The following is a 23638-nucleotide window of genomic DNA, read 5'->3' on the forward strand; positions in this document are numbered from 1 at the left end:
TCACAACCCATCAAGGCGAGCTCGGATCTGGGAACAGTACGCTCGCCGGACAGCCGGCCGGGGCGGCAGCGTGCCAGGGCCTGCAACAGGAAGAGAACCGTCATGGCCGCAGAAAGGGCCACGGGCACGTCGACCAGGGCACAGACCACCGTGAACGTGAGGACCGGCCACAACTCGCCGACCATCTGCCCCGGGTCGGCCGCTACATGACCGGCCGGGCGACCAGCTCGGTGTCAGGGCCCGGCGATGCCCGTCACCCATGCCGATGCCGATGCCGCCGCCGGCACCTCTAGTTCGAGCCGACCGACGCAGGCAGTCCACCTTCGACGAGTCCGTGCCCGCCGGCCGCGCCGCATGATGATCTTCCGGACCTGAACCGCAGGTCGCTCGAAGGGGGAGGTGGCCGCTGTGAGCGCTATCGGAGACGTGGAACCGGGCCAGGACACGGTTGCCGTGCAGCAGAACGGCGGTGTCCGCGAGCCAGTACGCCAGCCTCTGACGCCTGCGGGCCGGTGGGTCGTGGCGGCGGCCGTCGCGGTCGGCGCGGCCGTCTTCGTCCAAGGGCTGTATGCGGTGGCGACGCTGGGCAGGACCTGGCAGGTCGAGGCCTCGACCGACTTCGGCTCCGAGTACCTGCGCGAAGTACTCGCGTACTTCACCGTCCATGCGACGGCATCGGCCGCGGTCGCGTTCCTCGCCTGCACGACCACACTGGCTGCCCGGCCCGCCTCGCTCTGGCTACGCCCGCTCCCCCTGCTGACGCTGGGCGCACTCGTGGCAGCTCTCGCCGTCTCGCTGGTGATGCCCTATGTCTCCTGGTCCTCCATGGTGTTCCAGGCCAGCGACGATGCGACGCTGATGCGGGCGCTGTTCAACTGGCCCGAGCTGGTGGCCATTTCCGCCTTCCCGACCGCAGCCGCCGCCTGGACCCTGCTCCGCATGCGCCCGCACCTCGCCGGAGCGCCACAGCAATGACTGGTAGCCCGTCCCTGCCCCGCCGGCGCGCCGCGCTGTCAGCACTCCACCGCTGACCTGCTCGCCCAGGTCGAACGTGCCGAGGGGCACACGGGGATGCTGCCGACGCTACTCACAGCGCGGCCAAGCAGAGTGAGCACGGGCCTGTAGACGTGCGCGCTGCGTGACATTGGCAGGCAGTAGCAGGTGCAGTGCTACTGCCGCCGTCCCAGCGTTGTCCGTGCTCGGCGCGATGCTCGAAGTGCCCAGCGGCGCCCATCACCCCCGAGCCGATGACGCCGCCGGGCACTTCATCCCATGTCGGCCGAATCGCTGCCGCCCATTCAGCGATCGATTCCGTCACCAGGCAGCGGCGGCGTCCTCCCCCAGGGCAGAGAGGGCCACTCTCGTCCGGGCGAGATGGCCGCGACGGCTGAGGCTGCGTGCCCTGCTACAGCACCGTGCACCGCGAACGGAAGGCGTAGAACCGCATGCCCTCCCACCAGCAACGAGAGCGCAGACCGGGAGCCGATCCCCAGACCTTGGTCGCTCCGGCAGGCACACCCCCAACTGCCGGCGTGGCGGGGCGCTTTCACGCCGTGCGCCGTCTGATACTTACCGGCCTCGACACGGGTCTTCGTCTGCGCCGAGTGCACCCCTGGCCGATGGCCGCCGCAGTGCTCCTCGCCGCCCTGCTGCAGATGGCAGCGATGGCACTGCTCGCCGGAGCGGCCAATGGCACCGTGATCATCAGTCCGGGGATGCCTGCTCTGTGGCTGCTGATCACTACCGTGGCGCTGGTCGCCGGCCACCTGCTGTTGGGGGTGACCACCGTCAGACTGGCCCGTGTTCTCGGCGGGCAGGGCACACTCGAGCAAACGCCAACCGTACTCGCCCTGCTCGCTCCGCTGTGCTCGATACCCACCCTGGTCGCAGCCTGCTTCACTGCGCCGACCAGCACCGTCGGGCAAGTCGCCCACATCGGCAGCCTGCTGGTCCTGGCCCTTCTGCTCACCCGCTACGTCCAGTACACCCAGCTGCTCTCGCCCCATCGGGCATTCCTGGCCTGTTCACTCACGCTGATCGTCGAGAGCGAGCTCCTGCACGCCGGCCTTCGACACGCCACCACACCCTGGCAGCTCCTCGTTTGACTCCCGCCCGCTCCTGGTGCGTCGTCATTCGCAATGCTCCACAGCCCGCACTGGCCAGACGGCGTGCACGCTGCGTGACGTTGGCGAGGTCGCACGTGCAGCGCTACTTCGTCCGTTCCCAGCGCTGTCGGTGCACGGTGCGATGCTCGAATAGCCAGGTGGCGCCCATCTTTCAGAAGAAGATGCTGCCACCGGGCGCCTTTACTCTTCGGTAGTCCACTTTCGATGATTCCGTGTCCGCGGCATGGGCCGCATGCTGACCTTCCGGACCTGAGGGCAGGTAGTCGAAGCCGAAGAAGGGTGGCCGCTTTGAGTGCCATCGGAGACATAGAGGCGGGCCACGACACGGTCGCTGTCCTGCAAAACGGTGCTCACAGGCCCGTGAGCGTGCCTGGGGTACCTGCGCATCGGTGGCTCGCGATGGTGGCCGTCGCGGTCGGGACATCGGTGCTCGTCCAGGGCCTGTACGCGGTGTCGACCTTGGCATCCGCCTGGAACAGCACAGTCATCGAAGAGCTTGGAGGCGGATACATCCGCGACATCCTCCTGCTCTACGCGACCCGTGCCGCAGTAACCGCCGTGGTCACAGCCCTCGCATGTACTGCCGTGCTTGCTGCCCGGCCCGTCCTGTCCTGGCTGCATCCGTTCGCGCTCGTGTCGGCCGGAACCCTCGTGGCCGCCCTGGCTGTCTCACTGGTCTTCGCCTATGCGGTGTGGTGGACCGCGCTGGCGCTCCGCACGAGCGACGGTTCGCCCCTGATGCAGGCCCTGATCAACTGGCCCCAGTTGGTGGCCATGTCCCTCTTCCCCACCGCAGCCGCCGCCTGGACCCTGCTCCGGCCGCGTCGCAACGGATCCCACGACAATGACCGATAGCCCATTCGTGCCCCGCCGGGGCGGCACGCCTCGCTCTCAGGACGTGGCCGCTGATCTGCTCTCCCAGGTCACCCCCCTCCAAGACCTTCCCACGCCCCAGGAGATCGCCCGGCGGTACCAGATTCCGCTGCCGACCGCGCAGTTCGTACGTCGCACATTGAGCACTCTGCTCCGCCAAGCACGTCACATCGACGCAGAAGTGAACGCCGGTGCCGCGGTGGAGTCCACCGACGACGCGAACACGCAGGTACAGCAGGACGAGGCAGCGGCGCCCGCATACGGCGCGAACGCCAAGTGGCCGCACGTGGCGCGAAACCTGCGGCACAGGATCCTCACCGGCCAGTTGCGCGGCCGCCTGCCGACCCAAGTGGAATTGGCGGTTGAGTATCAAGTGTCGATCGGGACCGTGCGCGCAGCCACGCGGCAACTGGCTGGGGAAGGCCTGCTGCAGGTGCAACGCCGCCATGGCACCTGGATCCCGACACCTCAGCCCGCGGCCTCAACTACCCAACTCCCCCAGGATTCGTAGGACGCCGTTACCAGTCAGGCGCTTGCTCCAGTCGACGCCGCCACGGGCGCGGCAGACCACCCCGGATCCACACGGGCCCTGAGCGCGCCAGTGTCCGTCGCAGCCCCTGCGGACCGAATCCCCCATCGGAGGCATCTGTGTGGGCCGACGGTGTCGGCACGCAGAGGTTGTTCGCACCGCCCGACGCATCGCCGTGCTGCTCCGCTCACCCTCCGCGTATGAAAGATCAATTCCGTCACGCGGCCAATCGGCAGCACTCTGCAAGTACGCAGGTGGAACTCGTTGCGGGCGCCGCCAGGACACCACGAAGGGTGAGGAATGCGTTGGCTGGGCGAGAGATTTCCGTAGAGCTGCTCGAGCAATACGCCCTGCTGCTCGCCAACGTCGCACGTACCGGCAGGCGGCTCAGCCGTGACGAAATCCAGGCGCGGCGGAAGGTAGGCGAGCGGTCCGCCGACGCGGGCGACAGTCTGCGCACGCTGATCACTTCGCATCTCGCGGCCATCCGCGCCGCGTGGCCTCACGCCAATCACACGTCGGTCAACGCGGTGCTCGCCGCCGTGGAACAGGCTGTGGACGCCCTGGCCGAGGGCTATGAGAGAGCTCAGCGGCTTGCCGTACGCCAAGAAGAGGCAGACCGCCGGGAGTTCATCGACGACCTGCTGTACGGACGCAGCGACCTGGGGCGCCTGGCGGAGCGCGCTGGTCGGTTTGGCCTGCTCTTGTCTCTTGAGCACACGGTCGCAGTTGCGGAAGGTGCACAGTCCTACAGCGAGGCCCACCCGGTCGCCCGCCGGGTGGAAGCGGCACTGCACAGCCGTTTCGGCGTGCGCAGCATCCTGCTCACCACCAAGGACGGACGTCTCGTCTGCATCGCACCGGGTAATCAGCATGACGTCATCACGTACTTCGCACAGCAGGCCGAGGCAGCTGCCGGCTGCGGCCGTATCGCCATCGGCCGGCCGCACGCCGGTGCAGGCGGTGTCGTCCACTCCTATGAGGAAGCCCTCAACGCCCTTGATCTGGCTGCTCGTCTGCAGCTCGACGAACGCCTCCTGTACGCCGCCGACCTTCTGGTCTATCCCGTCCTGACCCGTGACCGGCAGGCCATGGCCGATCTGGTGCGTAGCGTCCTCGGTCCGCTGCGCCAGGCGCGCGGTGGGGCCGAACCACTGGTCGACACGCTTTCCGCGTACTTCGATGCCGGGTGCGTGGCAGCGGAAGCAGCCCGGCGTCTTTCGCTGAGTGCTCGAGCGCTCACCTATCGCCTGGAGCGGATCCACCAGCTCACCGGCTCCAACGCCGTCGACCCGCTGCACCGCTACACCCTGCAGACCGCGGTCATCGGGGCGCGACTGCTCGACTGGCCCTCACAGGAGCTCTGACCGGCGCGGTCCGCGTTTCAGAGCAGCATCAAAGGTGCGTAAAGATTGCCGGACATCGGCAATGACTGCTGCCGCTTCGGGATGAAAACGTTCACTTGTCCACGAGTTGTCTGGCAGAAGCAGGAAGGCGGATGGGATGGCATTGTTTCTTGGTCTCGGCATTGCGGGGATCATCCTTCTCGCTCTCTCACTTGTCCTTGACGGACTGCTTGAAGGGCTCTTGGACGGCGTACTGGGCGCACCCTTCGACGGCTGGCTCTCGCTGCCGGTCGTAGCCGGCTTTCTCTCGATGCTCGGCTTCGGAGGTGCGCTCACGTTGGGCACGACTGGCCTCGGTGCCGGGCCGGCCTCCGCTGTGGGCGCGGGTGCCGGAGCCTGCACGGGCTGGCTGGCTTGGAAAGCGAGCCGTGCCCTGATGCGTGACGACGGCACCGGCGCCCCATGCAGCGACGACCTCGTCGGCAGCGCGGGCTGTGTGGTCACCGCCATTCCCGCCGACGGATACGGCGAGGTCCTGCTCCAACTGGCGGGGCAACGTACGAAGTTCGCCGCCCGCAGCACGGCACCGGTAGCGCAGGGAACGGAGATCTGGGTGACGCAGGCGCTGTCGACCAGCTCGGTCGCGGTCCGCCCGTGCGTCTCTGACCAGCCCGGCTTCTAGCCGCATATCAGCGCATCCACACCAACCACCGCCCCTTAGAGAGGCAGAGAGGAATTCATTGTGAGTCCTGTACTCATGGCAGTCGCCGGAATCATTGTCCTCCTGGTCCTGTTGGCCCTCGTAGTCGTCACGCGCTACAAAGTCGCAGGGCCCAACGAGGCGTTCCTGATCACCGGCCGGCGCGGTCAGAAATCCGTCGACCCGATAACGGGCTCGATCAGCCATGACACCAGCGGGCAGAAGGTCATCGTCGGCGGCGGAGTCTTCGTGGTGCCGTTCGTCCAGCAGAGGTTCGTGATGGATCTCTCCAGCCGACACATCCCAGTCACCGTGCGGGGTGCGGTCACGTTGCGCGGGGTGAAGGTCAATCTCGACGGCGTCGCCATCGTGAAGGTTGGCGGCAGCGAGGACGCGATCCGGGCCGCCGCCCAGCGTTTCCTCACCCAGCAGGACGGCATCGTCTCCTTCACCCAGGAGGTCCTGTCCGGCGCACTGCGCTCGATCGTGGGCCGGATGTCGGTGGAGGACGTTATCCGTGACCGGGCGGCATTCGCTTCCCAGGTCGCCGAAGAGGCAGAGGCCAGCCTTTCCGGACAAGGCCTTGTCCTGGACACCTTCCAGATCCAGGACATCACCGCCGAAGGCTCCTATCTCGAGGACCTCGGCCGCCCTGAGGCCGCGAAGGCCAAGCAGGAGGCCGACACCGCCGAGGCGGAGGCCCGCCGGATCTCCGAACAGGCCCGGCTGCGCGCCGAGGAAGAGATAGCGGTCGCCCAACGCACGCTCTATCTGCGCCAGGCCGAGATCAAGGCCGAGACCGATGCGGCGGCAGCCCAGGCCAACGCGGCCGGTCCGCTGGCAGAGGCGGACCGCCAGCAGCAGATCCTCACCGAGCAGGAGAAGGTCGCCGAGCGCCAGGCGGCCCTGAAGGACCGGCAGTTGGACACCGAGGTGCGCAAGCCGGCCGACGCCGCCCGCTACCAGTCCGAGCAGGAGGCCGAGGCCAAGCGCGTCGCCCGCATCAAGCAGGCCGAAGCCGAGCGGGAGGCCGGCATCGCGGCCGCGCAGGCCGAGGCCGAGCGCGCCCGCCTGACCGGTGAGGGCGAGAAGCAACGCCGCTCCGCGCTGGCCGAGGCTGAGGCGATCGAGGGCCTCAAGCGTGGTGAGGCCGAGCGGTCCCGCCGCGCGGCGATCGCCGACGCGATACGCATCGAAGGTGACGCACAGGCCTCCGCGGTCCTGGCACAGGGAACAGCCGAGGCCGAGGCTATGCACAAGAAGGCGGACGCCTACGAGCGGTACGGCGAGGCCGCGCAACTGCAGATGCTCATCGAAGTCCTCCCGCAAATCGTGGCCAAGGCAGCCGAACCACTGTCTGCGGTGGACAAGTTGACAGTGATTTCGACGGATGGCGCGGGCCAGTTGCCACGCACGGTCGCGAACAACGTGGCTCAGGGGATCGAACTGCTCGCCTCGACCACAGGAGTCGATCTTGCCGAACTCCTGAACAACATCACAACCAGTAAGACCGCCACTCCGGTCCCGCAGTCCGTGCCGACACCGGCAAACGGGAAGATCGAGATCAACTGATCAGCATCGGCTCCGCAGGCCCCGGACAGCACTCCCGCCGTCCGGGGCCTGGAAACGCCGCCTCCATAGCGGCTGGCACGGCTGGGGTCGTACTCGGCGGTGCCGCTCGGGACTGGCCAGGATCCCGCCTGACCTGCGCGGTTGACCTTTGCCGCCCCCTCAATCAACCTTCGCTGCAGCTGACAACCTTCACCCGACCCAAACAGTTGTTCACGCCGGGAGAGTTGAGGAATTACCCTCCTCTCCCGGAAGGCTTCGATGTCCACTCAGGCCGCCACACACCAGGCTCCCCCAGGGACGCCTGCGTCCCGCTCCTGGCAGTCAGTCGTACGGCTGTCGCCGCTGGACTGGGTACGTGGTGCCGACCGTCGGCTCGTCGACGCCCTAACGGCACTGCTGGCTATTGCGCTCACCTCGCTCGCGGTGTTCGACCAGTACCGCACCGGCTTGGTGATGACCTACGGCTGGTCGGTTGCCATCGCAGTCCTCTGTTCCTTGCCTCTGCTGGTCCGGCGCCGCATGCCGGAGCTGGTCGCAGTGGCGAGTGTTGCCGCCACTCTTGCCACCGACGACAGCACGCCCCTGATCTTCAGCGCCTGGGCAGTCGCCCGCCACGCCAAGCGCAGGCGGATCACGCTGCTGGTCGTGATCGGACTGGGCTACTTCGCCACCCGTCCCTTGGTGGGCGACTCCCTTGTCTCGTACCAGGTCCTGTACCACCTAGGCGTCGACATCATCCTTCCCGCGGCGGTCGGTGACAGCCTGCGCCGCCAGGAAATGTTCAACACGCTGGTACGCCAACAAGTCCACCGAGTCCAGGGCTCAGTCGACCAGGCCGCCCGCTACGCCGTCCTGGAGGAGCGCACCCGCCTGGCGTTCGACATGCACGACGGTGTGGGCCACCAGGTCGCGGTCGTCACGCTCCAAGCACAGGCAGTCCGTGTCAACGCCAACGACCCCGTCAAAGTACGGGAGGGCGCCCAGGTCATCGAGGATGCCTCGCGTGCGGTCATGGCCGAACTGCGTGAAATCCTCGATATGCTCCGCAGCAACCCTGAAGATGGCGCGCTCCCCGCACGGTTGAGCAAGACGGACTACCACGCCTTCCTCAACTCCCTCGTGCGCAACATGAACGCGGTAGGCGTCGACGCCGAGTGCGCTGTCGTCGGCCAGCCGATCCCGCTCCCCCGGGAGACTCAGGCGATTCTCTACCGCATCGGCCAAGAGGGCCTGACCAACGCGGTCAAGTATGCACCGGGAGCCGCCATCCGCGTCCGGCTCGCTTTTCACCCCCACCGAGTCGACATAGCCATCGAGAACGGTCGCCCAACGGACAAGAACCCCTCCTTGGGCGGCGGCGGCGTGGGACTCGAAGGACTGACTGCACGCGTACAGGATCAGGGCGGCCAGCTGCAGGCCTCGCCCACTCGGAATGGCGGATTTCTACTGCAGGCCCAGATTCCGATAGAAACGCTGAAATAGAGACCGCAGTGCGCATTATTGGAAATACTTAGAGATATCTCAAGATTTCACCAAGCGGGCAATATGGAGTGCATTTCTCGCGATCTCACATCCACCCCATTGCGCATTTCAATACTTAGGTATTAAAAAGCAGCAACCATTGATAGGGACTGTCAACCTTCGACGTCCCCAGTTCAGCCATGGGCTCCGTAGCGTTTGTCGGGACGTAGAGGATTCGCCTCAGTGCACTGCCCGCACTCACCCTCGAAGGTTCCCCATGTTCCCCCTTGCACGGCGCCGCCCTGCTGTAGATATCCGGACGGTACGCGTGGACCGCTCCGCCCGGTTCCTCGCGCAGATCCGCGTTGTGCGCCAGGCGACGTCCGGCAGTCTCAACCAACCCCAGCTAGCCGGCACTGAACTCGATTCCAGGCAGATTTGCGCCTCGCGTGCCAGATTTCCTTCTTTCCCAACAGTTCCCGAAAGGAGCAGCCGTGATTAAGCGACTGAGCTGCCATCTCAAACTGGAGCGGGACTGGAATCTGGCGACGTTGACCCTTCTGCTGCTCAGCTTTCCGGCGATGATCGTCGGATTCGCGGCCGGTTCCGGTGTGTTCATCGCCGCTCTTGCCATCAACATCGCTGCGGAACTCGTGCTGCAGCTCAGTGAGCGAAAGACGGTCCGGCTGCTCGGCAGGTTCCACTTGGACACCTCTATGCGCATCGCGATCCGCCAGGCGCTCCTCGTAGTCTTCGTGGCCACTGCAGACAGGGTAGGACTGCTGGAATCCGTGGGGGTCACTCTCGTGGCACTCCACCTCCTGCGCCTTCTGCACCACTTCGGATGTCTGGTCATCGGGAGGGGCAGACGGCTGCCGCTGACCGTGCGCAATCTGAACCTCCGGGCGCTCGACGTACCCGCTCCCGCCGCCCGTTTCCTGACACGCAATCACAATCAGAAACTGCTGCAGCTGGACATCCTCGTCGCCGCAGGCGTCGCCGGTGTACTGCTCACCGGAAACCTGATCTGGACCGTGATCGGTTCGATACTCGCGCTCACGGCCGCGATCACCGCCTTGTGCGAACTGGCGCCCACCGTCGTGCGCTGCCGGGCTCGCCAGGACCCCGCTGCCGTCATCGCCGAAGTCAACCGGCAGCTGGCCGACTACCAGCCGCAGGTGGTTCTGTACTTCAGCTTCGCGGCGATCAGCCGAAACTTCATGTATCAGGTCAACAGCTGGATCGAGACGCTCGAGCAACTCGACAAGCGGCCCCTCATCGTGCTGCGCGAGCGCGGAACACTCGCCCAGCTCGGCTACACGCGGCTACCGGTGGTCTGCGTGCCCAAGGCAGACGATCTGGCACGCCTGGAGCTCCCCGAGGTCCGCGTCGTGCTTTATCCGGGCAACGCGGGCAAGAACGTGCACATGCTGCAGCGCGCCGAGGCGAAGCATGTATTCATCGGCCATGGCGACAGCGACAAGGCTGCCAGCAGCAACCGCGTCAGCAAGGTGTACGACGAGATCTGGGTGGCCGGTCAAGCAGGACGTGACCGGTACGAGCGGATCAGCCACGCGGTCGACCACCGCACCATCGTCGAAGTCGGACGTCCGCAGCTGGCTGCAGTGGCACCGCGGGACATTCCGCGATCGGTCGGTGTGCCGACCGTGCTGTACGCACCCACCTGGGAGGGCTGGACTGATGAACAGAGCCACACGTCACTGACCCAGCTGGGCGAGACGATCGTGCGGCAGCTACTGGCCAGTCCCACTCCCCTGCGCGTGCTCTATAAGCCGCATCCGCTCATTGGCAGCCGGTCTCCCGAAGTCGCGGCAGTGCACCGACGCATCGTCAAGATGCTCGCCGAGGCCAATGAGCGCCAGGGGCTGGCAGCCCTCCGTAGCAGGGGTGGCTCACGCCCGCTCCAGGACATTGAGCAGCGTATGGACCGAGTGCTCCAGTCGATGAAGCTCGGTCTCTACGGTGACTGGCCCACGGAGCGGCACCAACGCGCGAATCCCGAGCAGGCCGGCTGGAACGAGCTGAACCAGGCATGGCACCGCCACTACTGGCTCCAGCAGGGCCCTTCCCGGCATGTCGTCATCGAGGGGCAACTGCCCCATCTCTACGACTGCTTCAACGAGTCCGACCTGCTGATCAGCGACGTGTCAAGCGTCGTCTCCGACTTCGTCGGGAGCGAGAAGCCCTATGTGGTCGCGAACTCCACGGACTTGAGCGATACGGAGTTCCGCTCGCTCTTCCCTGTTGCAGCCGCCGCATTCGTGATCAGTCCCGCTGACGACTCGCTCGGCGAGGCACTCGAGTCCATCCGCCACCCGGACGACGACCCCCTGCTCAAGGCACGGACCGATCTGAGGCAACACCTGCTCGGCCCCGACCTGCCGTCCGCCGTGGACCGGTTCAACGCCGCCGTGAACTCCCTGTATCTCCGTGGTCTCGACGATGCCCCGACGACCGCCCCGCTCTCGAAGGAAAGCCATGTCTGACACCACGCGCCCCAGCCGCACCACCGCCGTCATCCTCGCCGGCGGAACCGGGACCCGAGTGGGCCTCGCCATCCCCAAGCAGCTCCTGAAGATCGCCGGCAAGTCCGTGATCGAGCACACCCTCCAGATCTTCGAGGAGGCACCGGGCGTGGACGACGTGATCGTGCTGATGACCCCCGGCTTCGTCAAGGACGTCGAGGAGATCGTAGCCAACTCGGGGCTCTCCAAGGTCCGCGCGGTTCTGGCAGGAGGCTGCGACCGCAACGCCACGACCAAGATCGCCATCGATGCCGTGGGGGCCAATCTGGCCGAGGGTGAGGACCCGAAGATCCTCTTCCACGACGCCGTGCGCCCGCTGCTCTCTCAGCGTGTGATCGCCGACTGCGTGGCGGCGCTGGACAAGTACGAGGCTGTGGATGTCGCCATCCCGTCCGCAGACACGATCGTCGTCACCCGTACCCATGGCGACGCCGGCGAGTTCATCACCGAGATCCCGGACCGGTCCCGGCTGCGGCGCGGCCAGACGCCGCAGGCGTTCCGCTACGACACCATCCGGCGGGCCTATCAGATGGCCGATCAGGATCCGAACTTCCAGGCCACGGACGACTGCGCGGTCGTGCTGCACCACTTGCCCGACGTGCCGATCCACATCGTCGAGGGCGACGAGTACAACATGAAGATCACCCAGCCTGTCGACGTCTTCATCGCGGACAAGCTCTTTCAGCTCGCCTCGCACACGCCGCCGGAGCACGCCGACGACGACACCTACCGAGACCTGCTCCGCAACAAGGTGATCGTCATCTTCGGTGCCAGCTACGGCATCGGAGCGGACATCGCCGACATCGCGACGAAGTACGGCGCCACGGTGCACGCGTACAGCCGTTCCGGCACCGGAACCCACGTGGAGATACCGGAGCATGTGGAGAAGGCCCTCGCCGACGCCCACGTCCAGTCCGGGCGCATCGACTACGTCGTCAACACCGCAGGCGTACTCCGTATCGGCAAGCTGGCCGAGACCGACCGAGAGAAGATCCGCGAGGCGACCCTGGTCAACTACCTCGCCCCGGTACACATCGCCCGTTACGCCCACCAGTATCTGGCCGAATCCAAGGGCCAGTTGCTGCTGTACACCTCCAGCAGCTACACCCGGGGCCGCGCCCAGTACAGCCTGTACTCCTCTGCCAAGGCAGCCACCGTCAACCTCACCCAGGCACTGGCCGACGAGTGGGCCCAGGACAGCATCCGCGTCAATTGCATCAACCCGGAGCGCACCCGCACCCCGATGCGCACCCAGGCCTTTGGAGACGAGCCGGCCGACTCCCTGCTCACCTCCGAGGCCGTCGCGCAGACCTCACTCGACGTGCTGCTCTCGCCCCTCACCGGCCACGTCATCGACGTACGCCGCCAGGACCCGACCCGAAGCGCCACCGCGGCCACGGACTTCTACGCATCTCTGGTCGCGGGCCTCGCCTCGGACCGCAACGACGTCTGAGACCCGCCCCGCCACCTGCAGCGAGCGCTGCATCCACGGACCAGCGAGAAATCCGCATGCCCAAGCAACCCATGAACCGCCCCCACCGCCTCACCAAGGCCGTCATCCCCGCTGCCGGCCTCGGTATCCGCTTCCTGCCTGCGACCAAGGCAACTCCCAAGGAAATGCTGCCGGTTGTCGACAAGCCGGCGATCCAGTACGTGGTCGAGGAAGCCGTCGCCGCAGGACTCGACGACGTACTCATGGTCACCGGACGCAACAAGTACGCCGTTGAAGACCACTTCGACCGTAACCACGAGCTCGAGACGACCCTCAGCCACAACGATGACGACGAGAAGCTCGCCCGGGTCCAGGAATCCAGCGCCCTGGCCGCCATCCACTACGTCCGCCAGGGTGACCCACACGGCCTGGGCCACGCCGTCCTGTGCGCTGCCCCACACGTAGGCCGGGAGCCGTTCGCCGTACTGCTCGGAGACGACCTCATCCATCCGCGGGACCCCCTGCTAGCCCGCATGATCGAGGTCCAGGAGCAGCACGGCGGTAGCGTCATCGCCCTGATGGAAGTCGATCCGTCGCGGATCCATCTCTACGGCTGCGCTGCCGTTGAGACCACCGCCGAGGACGACGTGGTCAGGGTCAGCAACCTGGTGGAGAAGCCAACCGCCGCCGAGGCACCCAGCAACTACGCCATCATCGGCCGCTACATCCTGACCCCTGCGGTCTTCGACGTCCTGCGCACGACCGAACCCGGCAAGGACGGCGAGATCCAGCTCACCGACGCACTCAAGCGACTCGCGGTCGGCGACGGCAGCCCGGTGCACGGCGTGGTCTTCAACGGCCGCCGCTACAACACCGGCAACCGCAGCGACTACCTGCGCGCCATCGTCACCCTCGCGTGCCAACGGGAGGACCTCGGGCCGGACTTCAGGACATGGCTGCGCAGTCACGTCGACGGACTCGCCGCAACCGAGCCCGCAGCCTGACGCCCTCGTCCCGCACCTCACCCCTCCCACCCAGCCCATCGGCGCGACTCCGAAAGCCCCTGCCATGTCCCGCATCTCCCGTAAGAAGGACGCCGCGACAGCGCGGCGTCGACGCAGAAGCCGACGCGTACTCATAGGCGCACTGACCCTGTTGGTGGTGGGTGTGGCGGCTATCGCAGGCACCCTCTGGTGGGCCGTGAACCACTACACCGGCCGGGTGGACCGTATCCCCAACGTCTTCCCCAGCAACGTGCCGGCCGACGCCAAGCCCGATCCCGGCAAGGGCGGACAGACCTTCCTCCTGGTCGGCCTCGACGCGCGTTCCGACCTCCCGACGACGGGCAAGGACGCCAAGGCCGCTCAGTGGAAGCCCGGTGCCCAGCGCAGCGACACGATGATGCTGGTGCATCTGCCCGCCGACAACTCCAGTGCCTACGTCATCTCACTGCCCCGTGACTCCTGGGTCCCCGTACCCGGACACGGCAAGGCGAAGCTCAACGCCGCGTTCTCCTGGGGCGGTCCGCCCCTGCTGATCGACACCGTGCAGCGACTGACCAAGGTGGAGATCGACCACCTCGCGGTCATCGACTGGAACGGCTTCAAGAAGCTCACCGATTCCGTCGGTGGAGTCGACCTCTCCGTGAACGGCGTCAAGGAGCACATGAGTGGGGACGAAGCGCTGAAGTACGTGCGCGAACGGAAGAACCTGCCGCGCGGCGACCTCGACCGCACGCTGCGCCAGCAGAACTACCTGCGGGCCGTGCTGTCCAAGACGCTCTCCTCGGGCTCGCTCACCAACCCGCTCAAGACCAAGGAGCTCCTCGACCGGGTGACGGAAACGGTGAGCGTCGACGACCGGTTCTCCGACGGCGAACTCCGCGATCTGGCCTGGAACATGCGCAGCCTGCGGACCAGCGACATGGTGTTCATGAACGCCCCTGTCTCGGGTACCGGCATGGTCGAAGGACAGTCCGTGGTGCACCTGGACAAGAGCAAGTCCACCATGCTCTGGAAGGCGATCAACGCCGACACCGTGGACGACTACGTCGCCAACAACGATGTCGACCGGCTGGGCGCCAATCCCCGCTGATCCCCCTCGCCAGAACGTTGGGGTTGGATCAAACCCGCGAAGTGGCCGACTCCCACGGCGGAGCCCTCAGTGATCCCTTGAGCCGTCGCCGTAGCCGCCAACGCCCTTGCAGGGGTTCTGCGACGCTGCCGATCAGTCTGATCGGCAGCGGATGTGGCCGACACGACGACGAGGCCGAGGACAAACGAGAGTGGCCCGTGTTCAGCAGCCGGATCGCGACAAAGACGGTGAGCGTCGTTGCGACGAGCATGAGCTAGAGGAGCCACGAGAATCCGGCTTGCGTTCCGCACTCCTCGGCGATTACCTGACGCAGCATCGGAGGTGGGCGGGACACAGCCGTATGGACTCCTTCCCACCAACAAACCAGCGCTGTCACGCAATTGAATGCCAGAACGTTGAGGACGTTCGCTGGGCCCGGCGCGCACGGCCCCTCACAGTATGCCCATGCCTTCCACCACACCCGCCGAAGGCCGGCCGGCTTCGTTCAGGAGGCTGCGAGTACTCACGAACGAGCAAGCCGTGTAGTCAGCCAGGCCTTGGACCGTGGCTCCGACTTCATGACCTCTCTGAAGGTCCTCTACGAAGCAAACCCGTTCCGATCCACTCGGCCTTGGACTCCGTCGCCCAATGCGCCAATCGGGAACCGGACCTACTGCCCCTTCCCCTCGAAGTAATTGGCCCGTCGGCGCATCCTGCACCAGCTGAGACAGATACGGGGTGCGCGGCCGGCGAGCCCGCCGAGGAGGGTGCTCTCTAAACACCGTGAGCGACGACTTCTCTCACATTCATACACTCTTGACGGAAGTCTATAAGAGCCTTCACAGAAGGTTGTTGGAACTGTCAACTTTGGTCCAATGATCTCCTCAACCAAAGTGCGTCGAGTGGCATGGAGTCAGCGTGCGTTCAGATCCAACAGAAGGCATCTCAATCCTCTCGGCATTGATCTGGCAGGCATATTGAAGGCGTTCAACCGAGCCCTACTCACGATGGATCTGACGGCATCGGCCCTGAGCATTCGCTGGCTCGATGAGGGCGCTGCGGCCCCAATCAACCATCACTGGCAGCGAATCGACCTTCGTTTCTGCAAGTCATACATCTCACGGGTAGCAGGCCACCGCCACGTGAGACTGTTGCAAAGCAATCTGATGCGGAGGTGCCCTCACGGACCGCCACCCAGGTCACCCTCTCAGCAATTCAGATCCAGGATAAATCCGCTGCGCGCGGCCCTCTGCCTCGCCGCCCGCCCCACACTTCAGGCTCGATGAATGCGGCCTGGCGTCATTAGGAGATTCACATGGCAGTCACTCAAATTGTTCGGCGTCGATTGGTCACCAGTGCCATTCTCGTTGCCCTGACAGCCGGCGGTGCGGCTACTCTTGCGCCGATCGCAACCGCCGGCGAGGCTCAGGCCAAGTCTGGTACCACCGGCGCTCAGGTAGCAGAAAAGGAGACGAAGGCTACGCAAACGCGTGCCGGGAAGCCCACCACTCCCGCCGTGCGGGTGGACTTGGGCATCGTCTACTCCAAGGCCACTGCGGATAGTGGCCGCAGCCTGACCTCCAACGGTGAAGGCAAGGGCGTCACGGTTGCAATCTCCAATGGCGCGCCCAATCAGCTGTGGGTTCTCGAAAAGTCTGGCCTCCTGTACTCCAAGGCCACCGCAGATAGCGGCCGCAGCCTGACCTCCAACGGTGAAGGCAAGGACGCCACGGTTGCAATCGCCAATAGCGCACCCAATCAGCTGTGGGTTCTCGACAGGTCTGGCCTCCTGTACTCCAAGGCCACCGCGGATAACGGCCGCAGCCTGACCTCCAACGGTGAAGGCAAGGCCGCCACGGTTGAATTCGCCGCTGGCACGCCCAATCAGCTGTGGGCTACTGGAGCGACGGCCCCCAAGGCGGTAGCCGACACTGCTACCACCACCGCCGGCAAGGCGGTCACGCTGGATATTCTGAACAACGATGATTCCGGGTCCGCGACCGGTGTGGACATCACCACCACCAACCCCGGTAACGGAACCATCACCCGCTCGGGCGGGAAGGTCACCTACACCCCGAAGGACGGTTTCACTGGCACCGACACCTTCAGGTACACCATCACCAACGCCGCTGGCCAGGCGTCGTCCGCCATCGTTACCGTCACCGTCGAGGCTGGCTTGGTGGATGGTCCGGCGATTACGTCGCCGGCTAAGGATGGCGCCAAGGTCGGTTCGTCGTTCCGGATTGAGGGCACCTCGAAGCGTGCTGACGGCGTGACTCACGTGGCGTTGTACCGTGATGATGAGGACGAGCCGTACGCCACGGTGCGTACCAACGCCACGACTGGTGCGTGGTGGCTGGTGGCTGGCTCCAACACGGGCTGGACTTCGGGTAACCACTCGGTGCGCGCCGTGGGTCTTGACGCAGACGGCAAGGCCATCTCCCAGGAGACCACTCGTACGTTCAGTGTTGCGGCCAGCCCTGTGATCACCACGCCCGGCAACGGTGCCACGGTGGGTATGTCGTTCCGTGTTGAGGGCACCTCGGAACGCGGCGACGGCGTCGCCAAGATCAACCTCTACCGTGACAACGAGACGGAGCCCTACGCCACCGTCCGCACCAACGCCACCACCGGCAACTGGTGGCTCGTCGCCGGCTCCAACACCGGCTGGACCTCCGGTGCACACTCCGTCACCGCCGTAGGCGTCAACTCGGACGGCGATGAAATCACCGGCAAGACCAAGCGCAACTTCACCGTCGCGGCCGCCGGCCCGGTGATCACCTCCCCGTCCGAGAATGGCCAGGTCGGTTCGTCGTTCCGCATCGAGGGCACCTCGAAGCGCGCTGATGGCGTCACCAACATCGAGCTCTACCGCGACAACGAGACGGAGCCCTACGCCAACGTCCGCACCAACGCCACCACCGGCAACTGGTGGCTCGTCGCCGGCTCCAACACCGGCTGGACCTCCGGCAACCACTCCGTCACCGCAGTCGGCGTGAACGCAGACGGCAAGCAGGTCACCGAAAAGACCAAGCTCAACTTCGAGGTCAACTAACACCCCCGAGGCATCTGCCTCAACCAGGCATAGCCTGACTGGCAACCAGCCAGTCGGGCTATGCCCATTCGTGTGGGGGATGCAGGCATGAAGTCGGCGGCTGGCCAACGGAGATCAGTTCGTGGGCATCGAACAATGGTTGGCCATCCACAAGTCAACCATCGCGCCGGACTGTCCTCCATCGGCAGTGGAGACACGGCCGCCCGTCCGCTGATGCTGGTAGCTCGGACCCTGTCAGCCACCACGACTGAGACCGGCTAATCACCGAGTCTCGCTCTCCCCTCCCGGTGCACTCCTGCCACCGGCCACTGCCCCCTGGAGGAGCGTCTCTATGCGGATCTTCATCGCCGGTGACTCCACCACCGTGTCGTGGTCGGTCAGCTATCTCCCGATGGCGGGCTGGGGACAGGCTCTGCCCCTGTTCTTCTCGCCTGACGTAGAGATCGTGAACTGCGGGCGTTCCAAGGCCAGTTCCAAGAGCTTTCTCGACCGCGGAAGGCTGCAGTGGATCGTCGACTCGCTGATGCCCGGTGACTACTTCCTGATCTGCTTCGGTCACATCGACCGGCGTGATCCGTCGAAGCATCCCGGCCTCGCGGCGCCCGCCTTCTCGCTGTACCAGGACTACCTCCGGACGTACATCGACGCGACACGGTCGAAGCAGGCCCATCCCGTCCTGGTGACCTCGTACGAGAACCGGACCGTGGACGCCCAGGGCAATCTCCGCCGCACTCTGGTCCCGTACCCGATGGCCATGCGCGAAGTGGCTCAGGAGAGCTTCACACCGTTGATCGATCTGCACCGGCAGTCCACGCTCTGGTGGGAAGAACTCGGCCCCCGGGGAACCGAGGAGCTCTTCGTCCACCTGCAGGCCGGCGAAGATCCGCTCGGCAGTGTCCCGCAGACCGACAACACCCATGTGCGTGCGCCCGGCGCCATCGAGTGCGCCCGCTATGTGGCGCGCTCGCTGCTCGAGCAGGGCGTTGTGCCCGCCCACCGCTTCGGTGATCTCGAGCGCGATGACTTTGACGTACGGGAGCTGGCCTGGCTCCCCGAAGAAGCCTTCGACACCCGGGTCAGGAGCCGCGTCTCCAAGGCGGCCGCGCGCCCTCTCGGCTATGCCTTCCCGTCCTCCTACCAGCAAAGTACCGCCTGATCATGCACCTGCTATCCCGAGCCGCCGTACGCCCCTCCCCCAAGCATCCCGGTGGGGCCGAAGTCCGCCTGTCCACCGATCACCCGCCGCACGCCCCACTGCTCCCCGGTGACACCGTCACACTGCGGATCCTCGCAACCACGGGCGACGAGGCGCGCGAGGCGTACGGCTACCTTTCGGTCAGCAGTTTCGATGCTGTGGCCGCCGTCATCTCGACGGATGGTGCGGAGTACGTCGATGGCGGGCGTCTGTTGCGCGTGCGCCCTCCCGTACTTCATGGATCCACACCTTCGGTCCGACTCCAGGTCCGCGGCCAGGGCGCTGCTCCCGTACTGCTCCCCCGTGTAGCGGCCGCCGCTGTGGATGCATCCGGCAAGGAGACACGGTCGTCGTTCCTGGCGGACACGGGTATTCGAGTCCACGGATTCCGAGCTCCGGGACGGCGGGTGCTGTGTCGGCCGGACCACTCTGCATTCGTCGGCCTTATGGACGGTGCGTCGGGCGGGGCGCAGCTCACAGCGATCTCAGCAGCTCGCTTCGGCACTGTCAGACCTCACGTCGACGGATCGGTCGAATACACGCCGGCGCATGGGTTCACCGGCTACGACCTCTTCTCCTACTCGCTCCGGGACCGGTTCGGGCAGGAATCAACGGCTCCGGTGACCGTGTACGTTGGTGATCTCACCACCACACCGGGACTGCTCACTCCGCCCACCGCCGACGGCACCGGCACCACAACGCCCTCGGCTTGGCGGGCGGCCAACGTCACCGGTGACCTGCCGTGGCCGGACGTCCCCGTCGTCCATGCACCGCCTGTGATCGACACCCCGACCGATCGGAGCCGCACCGGCGCCAAGGTCAGGTTTATCGGTCGCTGCGAGCCAGGCGTCGAACGCGTCCTCATCGAGGAGAACGGGCGCCGCCTCAAGGAGGCGTGGACCGACAGCGAGGGCCACTGGAAGTACACCGCCTCCGAAGAATGGTCGCCGGGCACCCATCGGATCACGGTGGAGGCGCGGAGCATGGCCGGGAAATCACACCCTGCCAGCGTCGAGTTCGAGGTCCTGCCGGGTGTTGCGGTCCCGGCGCCCGGAGAGACGGTCAACGGGGACGTACGTATCTCCGGCACCGCCCCGGTCGGCAGCACGCAGGTCGTTCTGCACCTGGACGGAGAACCGTATGCCCAGGTCAAGGTCGGCTCCAACGGCCGCTGGTGGCTGCGTCGACCCGACGACATGCCGCCGATGACGGCAGGCCGTCACCTGCTGACGGCCACGACCGTTACCGGATCCATCAAGACACCACTCTCCGAAGTGGCGTTCAATGTCGCGGACACCGACACCGCGCCCCGGATACGCGTGCCGGCCCCCGGCGCGATCGTAGGACCGCGTCCCGTCGTCTACGGCACTGCTCCGGGAGCCGCATCAGTGCGGCTGCTGGTCAACGGCACCGACTACGCGCAAGTCCGTGTCGGGAAGAGCGGCAGCTGGTGGCTGCGTCTCAAGCGCGAACTCGCCGACTGGCAGCCGGGAACGCACCGTGTCACCGCGGTCGCGCAGTACGGCGACGGCGGTACCGCCGAATCCGTCCCCATTGATTTCACGGTGCGCGCCACCCCTGGAACGGCAAGCCTGGAGAGTCCGGCATCAGGGTCCGTCGTCGGATCGTGGCCGCGTCTGCACGGTCGGGGACCCGATGCGTCCAACCGCATCCGGATCCTCCGCAATGGTGTGCCGTATGACGAGGTCGCCATCGCGCCGGACGGCTCATGGAACTGCGAGGCGCAGGAGAACTGGCCGCCGGGCCGGCACGAAGTGACCCTGACCGTCATCGGGCCCGGCGGTTCGTCCGAGCCCTTCCGGGTGGAGTTCCAGGTCGCCCACCACTGACGACAACAGTCCGCGCACGAAGGCTGCAGCCGATGAACGGTTGCAGCCTTCGTCGTATGCGACAGCCGATCCCAAACGATTCCGGCGCCTCACCCGCACTGTTCAACCAGAACCCCTGGCCTCGCATGTACCTGTCGGGTCGCACGTGCGGAAAGCACAGGGCCCGGCCGGTCAGTCGCCGGTCGGGCCCTGCTGTGTGACGAGTTTGCGTCAGTCATCTTCCTGTGTAGGTATCGGATTCGAAGACGCGGCCGGAAGTGGACAGCTCGAGCCGTGCCGCGATCTGCGGTCGCCGAAAACGACTGACATCACCGACCCTGACCACGGCCGTGAACGCCGGCCAACCGGCCACATTCTTCTCCGGCCCGGCGGCCTCGGGGACCGGATCGTCGGACCAAGGCAGTGTCAGCCGCACGTGGGACGTGTGGTCGTCACCGTTGCCATCCGTCACGCGCAGGACCACGTCGTCCGATCCAACGCCGACGACGCCCACACGTCCGCGGACGACGATGTCCTCCCGGTTACGAGGGTGTCGCCTCACATCAGAGATCAACAGCTGGTTGTGCGGCGTGAAGAAATTGCCTTCGGCATCGATGGCCGCGTACCCGTGCTTGGTGAGATACGGCGTGACGAGGTGGAAGTCCTCACGCCCCCCGGTCATCGCCCGTACCCGCCACAGCTCTTGCAAGGACAGAGCCTTCGCACCCCGCAGTCGCGCATCAAGCTGGACGCCGGGCGCGGTCAGGCGTACGAATGCGTCCCACACCCCGTAGGGAAGGGGATGTCCCTTGAACGCAGTCATCGGATCGAGTGACGCCGCGAAGCCGACCTTCGCTGCGACACCAGGCGCCGCAACCTCGCTGAGAGCCGGCATCGGTACAGGCTCCTCACGAGTAGGCACCAACACCTCGTCCCCGGACTGCCGGCAACGCAGGACGACCTGTGGCTGGACATCGCGGCCGTGAAAGTTCTCAATCCAGCCCGCGCCCTGAAAGTGCAGCGCATCACCTGCCCAACGCTGCTCGGTGAGAAGACCGCGCGCGGTGGGGCCGCGAAACGTACCGCCTACATCGACCGCGAACTTGTTGCCCTTCGTACGGTACGGAGACACGGTGGCACCAGTGACACCCTGCGCCCTACTGGCCGGCATCTCCCAGCCCGCGCGGCGCGGCGGAACCAAACGAGTCTCCTTGATGACGCCTTGGGTCTGCACGCTGAGCCACAGGTCCCAGATTCCGGCGCGGAGTGGTTCGCCATCTGCGATGGAGTCGAAGTCAAGGGCCGCTTGCCAGCCTGCGTTTCCGAACTCGTACACACCGCGCCCGCGCTCTTCTGTGAGCTGCGGGCTCGCCGTGTGCAGCAGTGGCACCGTCCAGGAACCATTTCCGTGACGCTCACGCAGGACAAGTACGGTCGAGACGCCGCGGGTGTCGACTCTGTCGATGTATCCGAAGCCGGATACGGCCAGCGTGCCGTCGGGGGCCCACCGGACGTCGGTGACCTCATGGCGCATCTTCAGCCGATCCGTCACATCGAAGATGGCATCCGGTATACGAGCTTCCGGGTCCCGGAAGAACGGGTAGGGCCGCAACACCCGGCCGACCTCGACGAGGTCCTTCAGATCGTCTGGCTGCTTGTAGCGTGCGAGGATCTCCAGCTCGGGGAGCTTGCCGTTCAAGAAGCAGTACAGCCTCAGCCAGCTCAGCGCCGGCAGATGCGCGGCCATGGCATCTTCCCAGTATGTGTCGCACAGCGCCTTGGCAAGACGGTAGGTCTCCTGGCGGAATGCCTCGTCGACAGTATTCGACTTGACGACGATCAGTACGGTCTTGTCGATGATCGCGCGGAAGTGGCGCGCGAGTAGTATGCGGCGCTTGTCCGGATCCGTGACGCGCTCCGAAATGAGCGCCATGACCCGCTCGATGTGTGCGACGCGCTCGTACGGCGTCTTCTCACGGCGGGTCAGCTGCTGGCCGTCCTCCCTGCGACGGGCGTAATAACAGTCATAATCACCCACCACGGAAATCGCCGTGGCCGCAAGGAAAATCTCTGTGCAGAAGATCTGGTCCTCGCCCAGCCAAAGGTCCTCGGCGAATCGAATCTTGTTGGCCTCGATCAGGCTACGCCGAACCAATTTCTGCGGACCGAGAGAGCGATATATCTCAGACTTGTAGAGATCTGCTCGCTTGGCATGCTTGAAGGCCAGTTCAGACACGCCACGGCCGAGTCCGACCATCTTTCCGAGCACCACATCGCTTTGCTGCTCCTCGGCCATGGCCACGAGCCGTTCTAGAGCCTCAGGGCCGATATAGTCGTCGGCATCGAGTATGTAGACGTAGCGCCCGCGAGCGACGTCAAACCCCTTATTGCGCGGCTGGCTCGGACCGCCGGAGTTTTCCTGATGCAGGACCCGCAGTTGCGGCACACGTTCCGCGATTCGATCCAGCTCTGCTCCGCTGCCGTCCGTCGAACCATCGTTCACGGCGATTATCTCGATATTTTCGATGCCTATAGTTTGACGTTGCAGAGAATCAATGCATTCGACAATGTACGGCATCGCGTTATATACCGCGACAATGACAGAGACCATAGGGCCGGTGCCGGGATTGGCGTTTCGGGTAGCAGACAGCATGAACGGAGTCCTTCGGGCAGGCATGGCGAACTCGGGCAGGCTTCAAGGATATGGATAGCGGGAGCGCCGCAACAGCATCGAAGGTTGACACTCTTGCCGCCAAAGTCGGTTGTTGCCACACGGGACGCAGCACACTGCTGCTGCGCAGCGCGGACCTGTCGAATGGACGAACCCCCTGCACTCCGCGATGGTCCTCGACCTCACCCACTCAATTGCGCAGGGGAACCGGAGAGGGACGCCACAATCCC

Annotated in this window: 17 protein-coding genes and 1 pseudogene; 16 read left to right on the top strand and 2 right to left on the bottom strand. The window is 65.6% G+C overall.

Annotated elements, in window-relative coordinates; genetic code table 11:
• The coding region (locus tag JAO81_RS42660; protein WP_233415758.1) for a hypothetical protein at positions 1-185 on the bottom strand (185 nt) is incomplete at its 3' end.
• Between the two features lie 223 nt (positions 186-408).
• On the opposite strand from JAO81_RS42660, the gene JAO81_RS22410 reads away from it, so the two are divergent.
• The 16 genes and pseudogenes from JAO81_RS22410 (at position 409) to JAO81_RS22480 (ending at position 20758) form a co-directional block, all read left to right on the top strand.
• Entirely contained in the window at positions 409-975 is a 567-nt protein-coding gene (locus tag JAO81_RS22410) for a hypothetical protein (RefSeq protein WP_199549703.1), read from the top strand.
• 644 nt (positions 976-1619) lie between these two features.
• The gene (locus JAO81_RS22415; RefSeq protein WP_199549704.1) at positions 1620-2105 is read left to right on the top strand and encodes a hypothetical protein; all 486 of its coding nucleotides are present in this window, start codon (positions 1620-1622) and stop codon (positions 2103-2105) included.
• Positions 2106-2492: 387 nt separating this feature from the next.
• Positions 2493-2981 (top strand): hypothetical protein, encoded by a 489-nt coding sequence (locus JAO81_RS22420; protein WP_199549705.1) that lies wholly within the window; start codon positions 2493-2495, stop codon positions 2979-2981.
• A 43-nt stretch (positions 2982-3024) separates the two neighbouring features.
• Complete coding sequence (locus tag JAO81_RS22425) at positions 3025-3510, top strand: winged helix-turn-helix domain-containing protein (protein ID WP_307813559.1); 486 nt, start codon at positions 3025-3027, stop codon at positions 3508-3510.
• A gap of 323 nt (positions 3511-3833) precedes the next feature.
• The gene (locus JAO81_RS22430; protein WP_233415765.1) at positions 3834-4895 is read left to right on the top strand and encodes a CdaR family transcriptional regulator; all 1062 of its coding nucleotides are present in this window, start codon (positions 3834-3836) and stop codon (positions 4893-4895) included.
• Positions 4896-5031: 136 nt separating this feature from the next.
• Positions 5032-5556 (top strand): hypothetical protein, encoded by a 525-nt coding sequence (locus JAO81_RS22435; RefSeq protein ID WP_199549708.1) that lies wholly within the window; start codon positions 5032-5034, stop codon positions 5554-5556.
• A gap of 75 nt (positions 5557-5631) precedes the next feature.
• Entirely contained in the window at positions 5632-7146 is a 1515-nt protein-coding gene (locus JAO81_RS22440) for a flotillin family protein (protein ID WP_233415759.1), read from the top strand.
• A gap of 258 nt (positions 7147-7404) precedes the next feature.
• Positions 7405-8628 carry a sensor histidine kinase gene (locus tag JAO81_RS22445; protein WP_199549710.1) on the top strand — a complete coding sequence of 408 codons (1224 nt, stop codon included), beginning with the start codon at positions 7405-7407 and terminating at the stop codon, positions 8626-8628.
• Positions 8629-9101: 473 nt separating this feature from the next.
• Positions 9102-11114, top strand: coding sequence for a CDP-glycerol glycerophosphotransferase family protein (locus JAO81_RS22450; protein ID WP_233415760.1), 2013 nt, complete (start codon positions 9102-9104; stop codon positions 11112-11114).
• Positions 11107-12606, top strand: a complete 1500-nt coding sequence (locus JAO81_RS22455; RefSeq protein WP_199549712.1) for a bifunctional cytidylyltransferase/SDR family oxidoreductase — start codon at positions 11107-11109, stop codon at positions 12604-12606. The genes JAO81_RS22450 and JAO81_RS22455 overlap by 8 nt, the downstream gene beginning before the upstream one ends.
• A 56-nt stretch (positions 12607-12662) precedes the next feature.
• Positions 12663-13589: a UTP--glucose-1-phosphate uridylyltransferase GalU gene (gene galU, locus JAO81_RS22460; RefSeq protein ID WP_374194331.1), complete on the top strand. Its 927-nt coding sequence runs from the start codon at positions 12663-12665 to the stop codon at positions 13587-13589.
• A gap of 163 nt (positions 13590-13752) precedes the next feature.
• Complete coding sequence (locus JAO81_RS22465; RefSeq protein WP_307813561.1) at positions 13753-14679, top strand: LCP family protein; 927 nt, start codon at positions 13753-13755, stop codon at positions 14677-14679.
• A 1294-nt stretch (positions 14680-15973) separates the two neighbouring features.
• A complete protein-coding gene (locus JAO81_RS22470) occupies positions 15974-17713 on the top strand; it encodes an Ig-like domain-containing protein (RefSeq protein ID WP_199549714.1) in 1740 nt (579 codons plus the stop codon).
• Positions 17714-18044: 331 nt separating this feature from the next.
• Positions 18045-18869, top strand: a complete 825-nt coding sequence (locus tag JAO81_RS22475; protein ID WP_199549715.1) for a rhamnogalacturonan acetylesterase — start codon at positions 18045-18047, stop codon at positions 18867-18869.
• A gap of 485 nt (positions 18870-19354) precedes the next feature.
• Positions 19355-19525 (top strand): annotated as a pseudogene (locus JAO81_RS44035) (Ig-like domain-containing protein); the annotation flags it as partial.
• 3 nt (positions 19526-19528) lie between these two features.
• Positions 19529-20758, top strand: a complete 1230-nt coding sequence (locus JAO81_RS22480; protein ID WP_233415761.1) for a hypothetical protein — start codon at positions 19529-19531, stop codon at positions 20756-20758.
• 214 nt (positions 20759-20972) lie between these two features.
• Here JAO81_RS22480 and JAO81_RS22485 read toward each other — a convergent pair whose 3' ends face one another.
• Entirely contained in the window at positions 20973-23390 is a 2418-nt protein-coding gene (locus JAO81_RS22485; protein ID WP_199549717.1) for a glycosyltransferase, read from the bottom strand.
• Between the last annotated feature and the right edge of the window lie 248 nt (positions 23391-23638).

The organism is Streptomyces sp. N35, from assembly GCF_016464295.1.
Lineage (GTDB): Bacteria > Actinomycetota > Actinomycetes > Streptomycetales > Streptomycetaceae > Streptomyces.

What these genes read in the sequence shown, in the direction of transcription:
- JAO81_RS22415 (WP_199549704.1), top strand. Translation starts at nt 1,620, where the DNA reads ATGGCCGCCGCAGTGCTCCTCGCCGCCCTGCTGCAGATGGCAGCGATG.
- JAO81_RS22435 (WP_199549708.1), top strand. Translation starts at nt 5,032, where the DNA reads ATGGCATTGTTTCTTGGTCTCGGCATTGCGGGGATCATCCTTCTCGCT.
- JAO81_RS22440 (WP_233415759.1), top strand. Translation starts at nt 5,632, where the DNA reads ATGGCAGTCGCCGGAATCATTGTCCTCCTGGTCCTGTTGGCCCTCGTA.
- JAO81_RS22445 (WP_199549710.1), top strand. Translation starts at nt 7,405, where the DNA reads ATGTCCACTCAGGCCGCCACACACCAGGCTCCCCCAGGGACGCCTGCG.
- JAO81_RS22455 (WP_199549712.1), top strand. Translation starts at nt 11,107, where the DNA reads ATGTCTGACACCACGCGCCCCAGCCGCACCACCGCCGTCATCCTCGCC.
- galU (WP_374194331.1), top strand. Translation starts at nt 12,663, where the DNA reads ATGCCCAAGCAACCCATGAACCGCCCCCACCGCCTCACCAAGGCCGTC.
- JAO81_RS22470 (WP_199549714.1), top strand. Translation starts at nt 15,974, where the DNA reads ATGGCAGTCACTCAAATTGTTCGGCGTCGATTGGTCACCAGTGCCATT.
- JAO81_RS22475 (WP_199549715.1), top strand. Translation starts at nt 18,045, where the DNA reads ATGCGGATCTTCATCGCCGGTGACTCCACCACCGTGTCGTGGTCGGTC.
- JAO81_RS22485 (WP_199549717.1), bottom strand. Translation starts at nt 23,390, where the DNA reads ATGCTGTCTGCTACCCGAAACGCCAATCCCGGCACCGGCCCTATGGTC.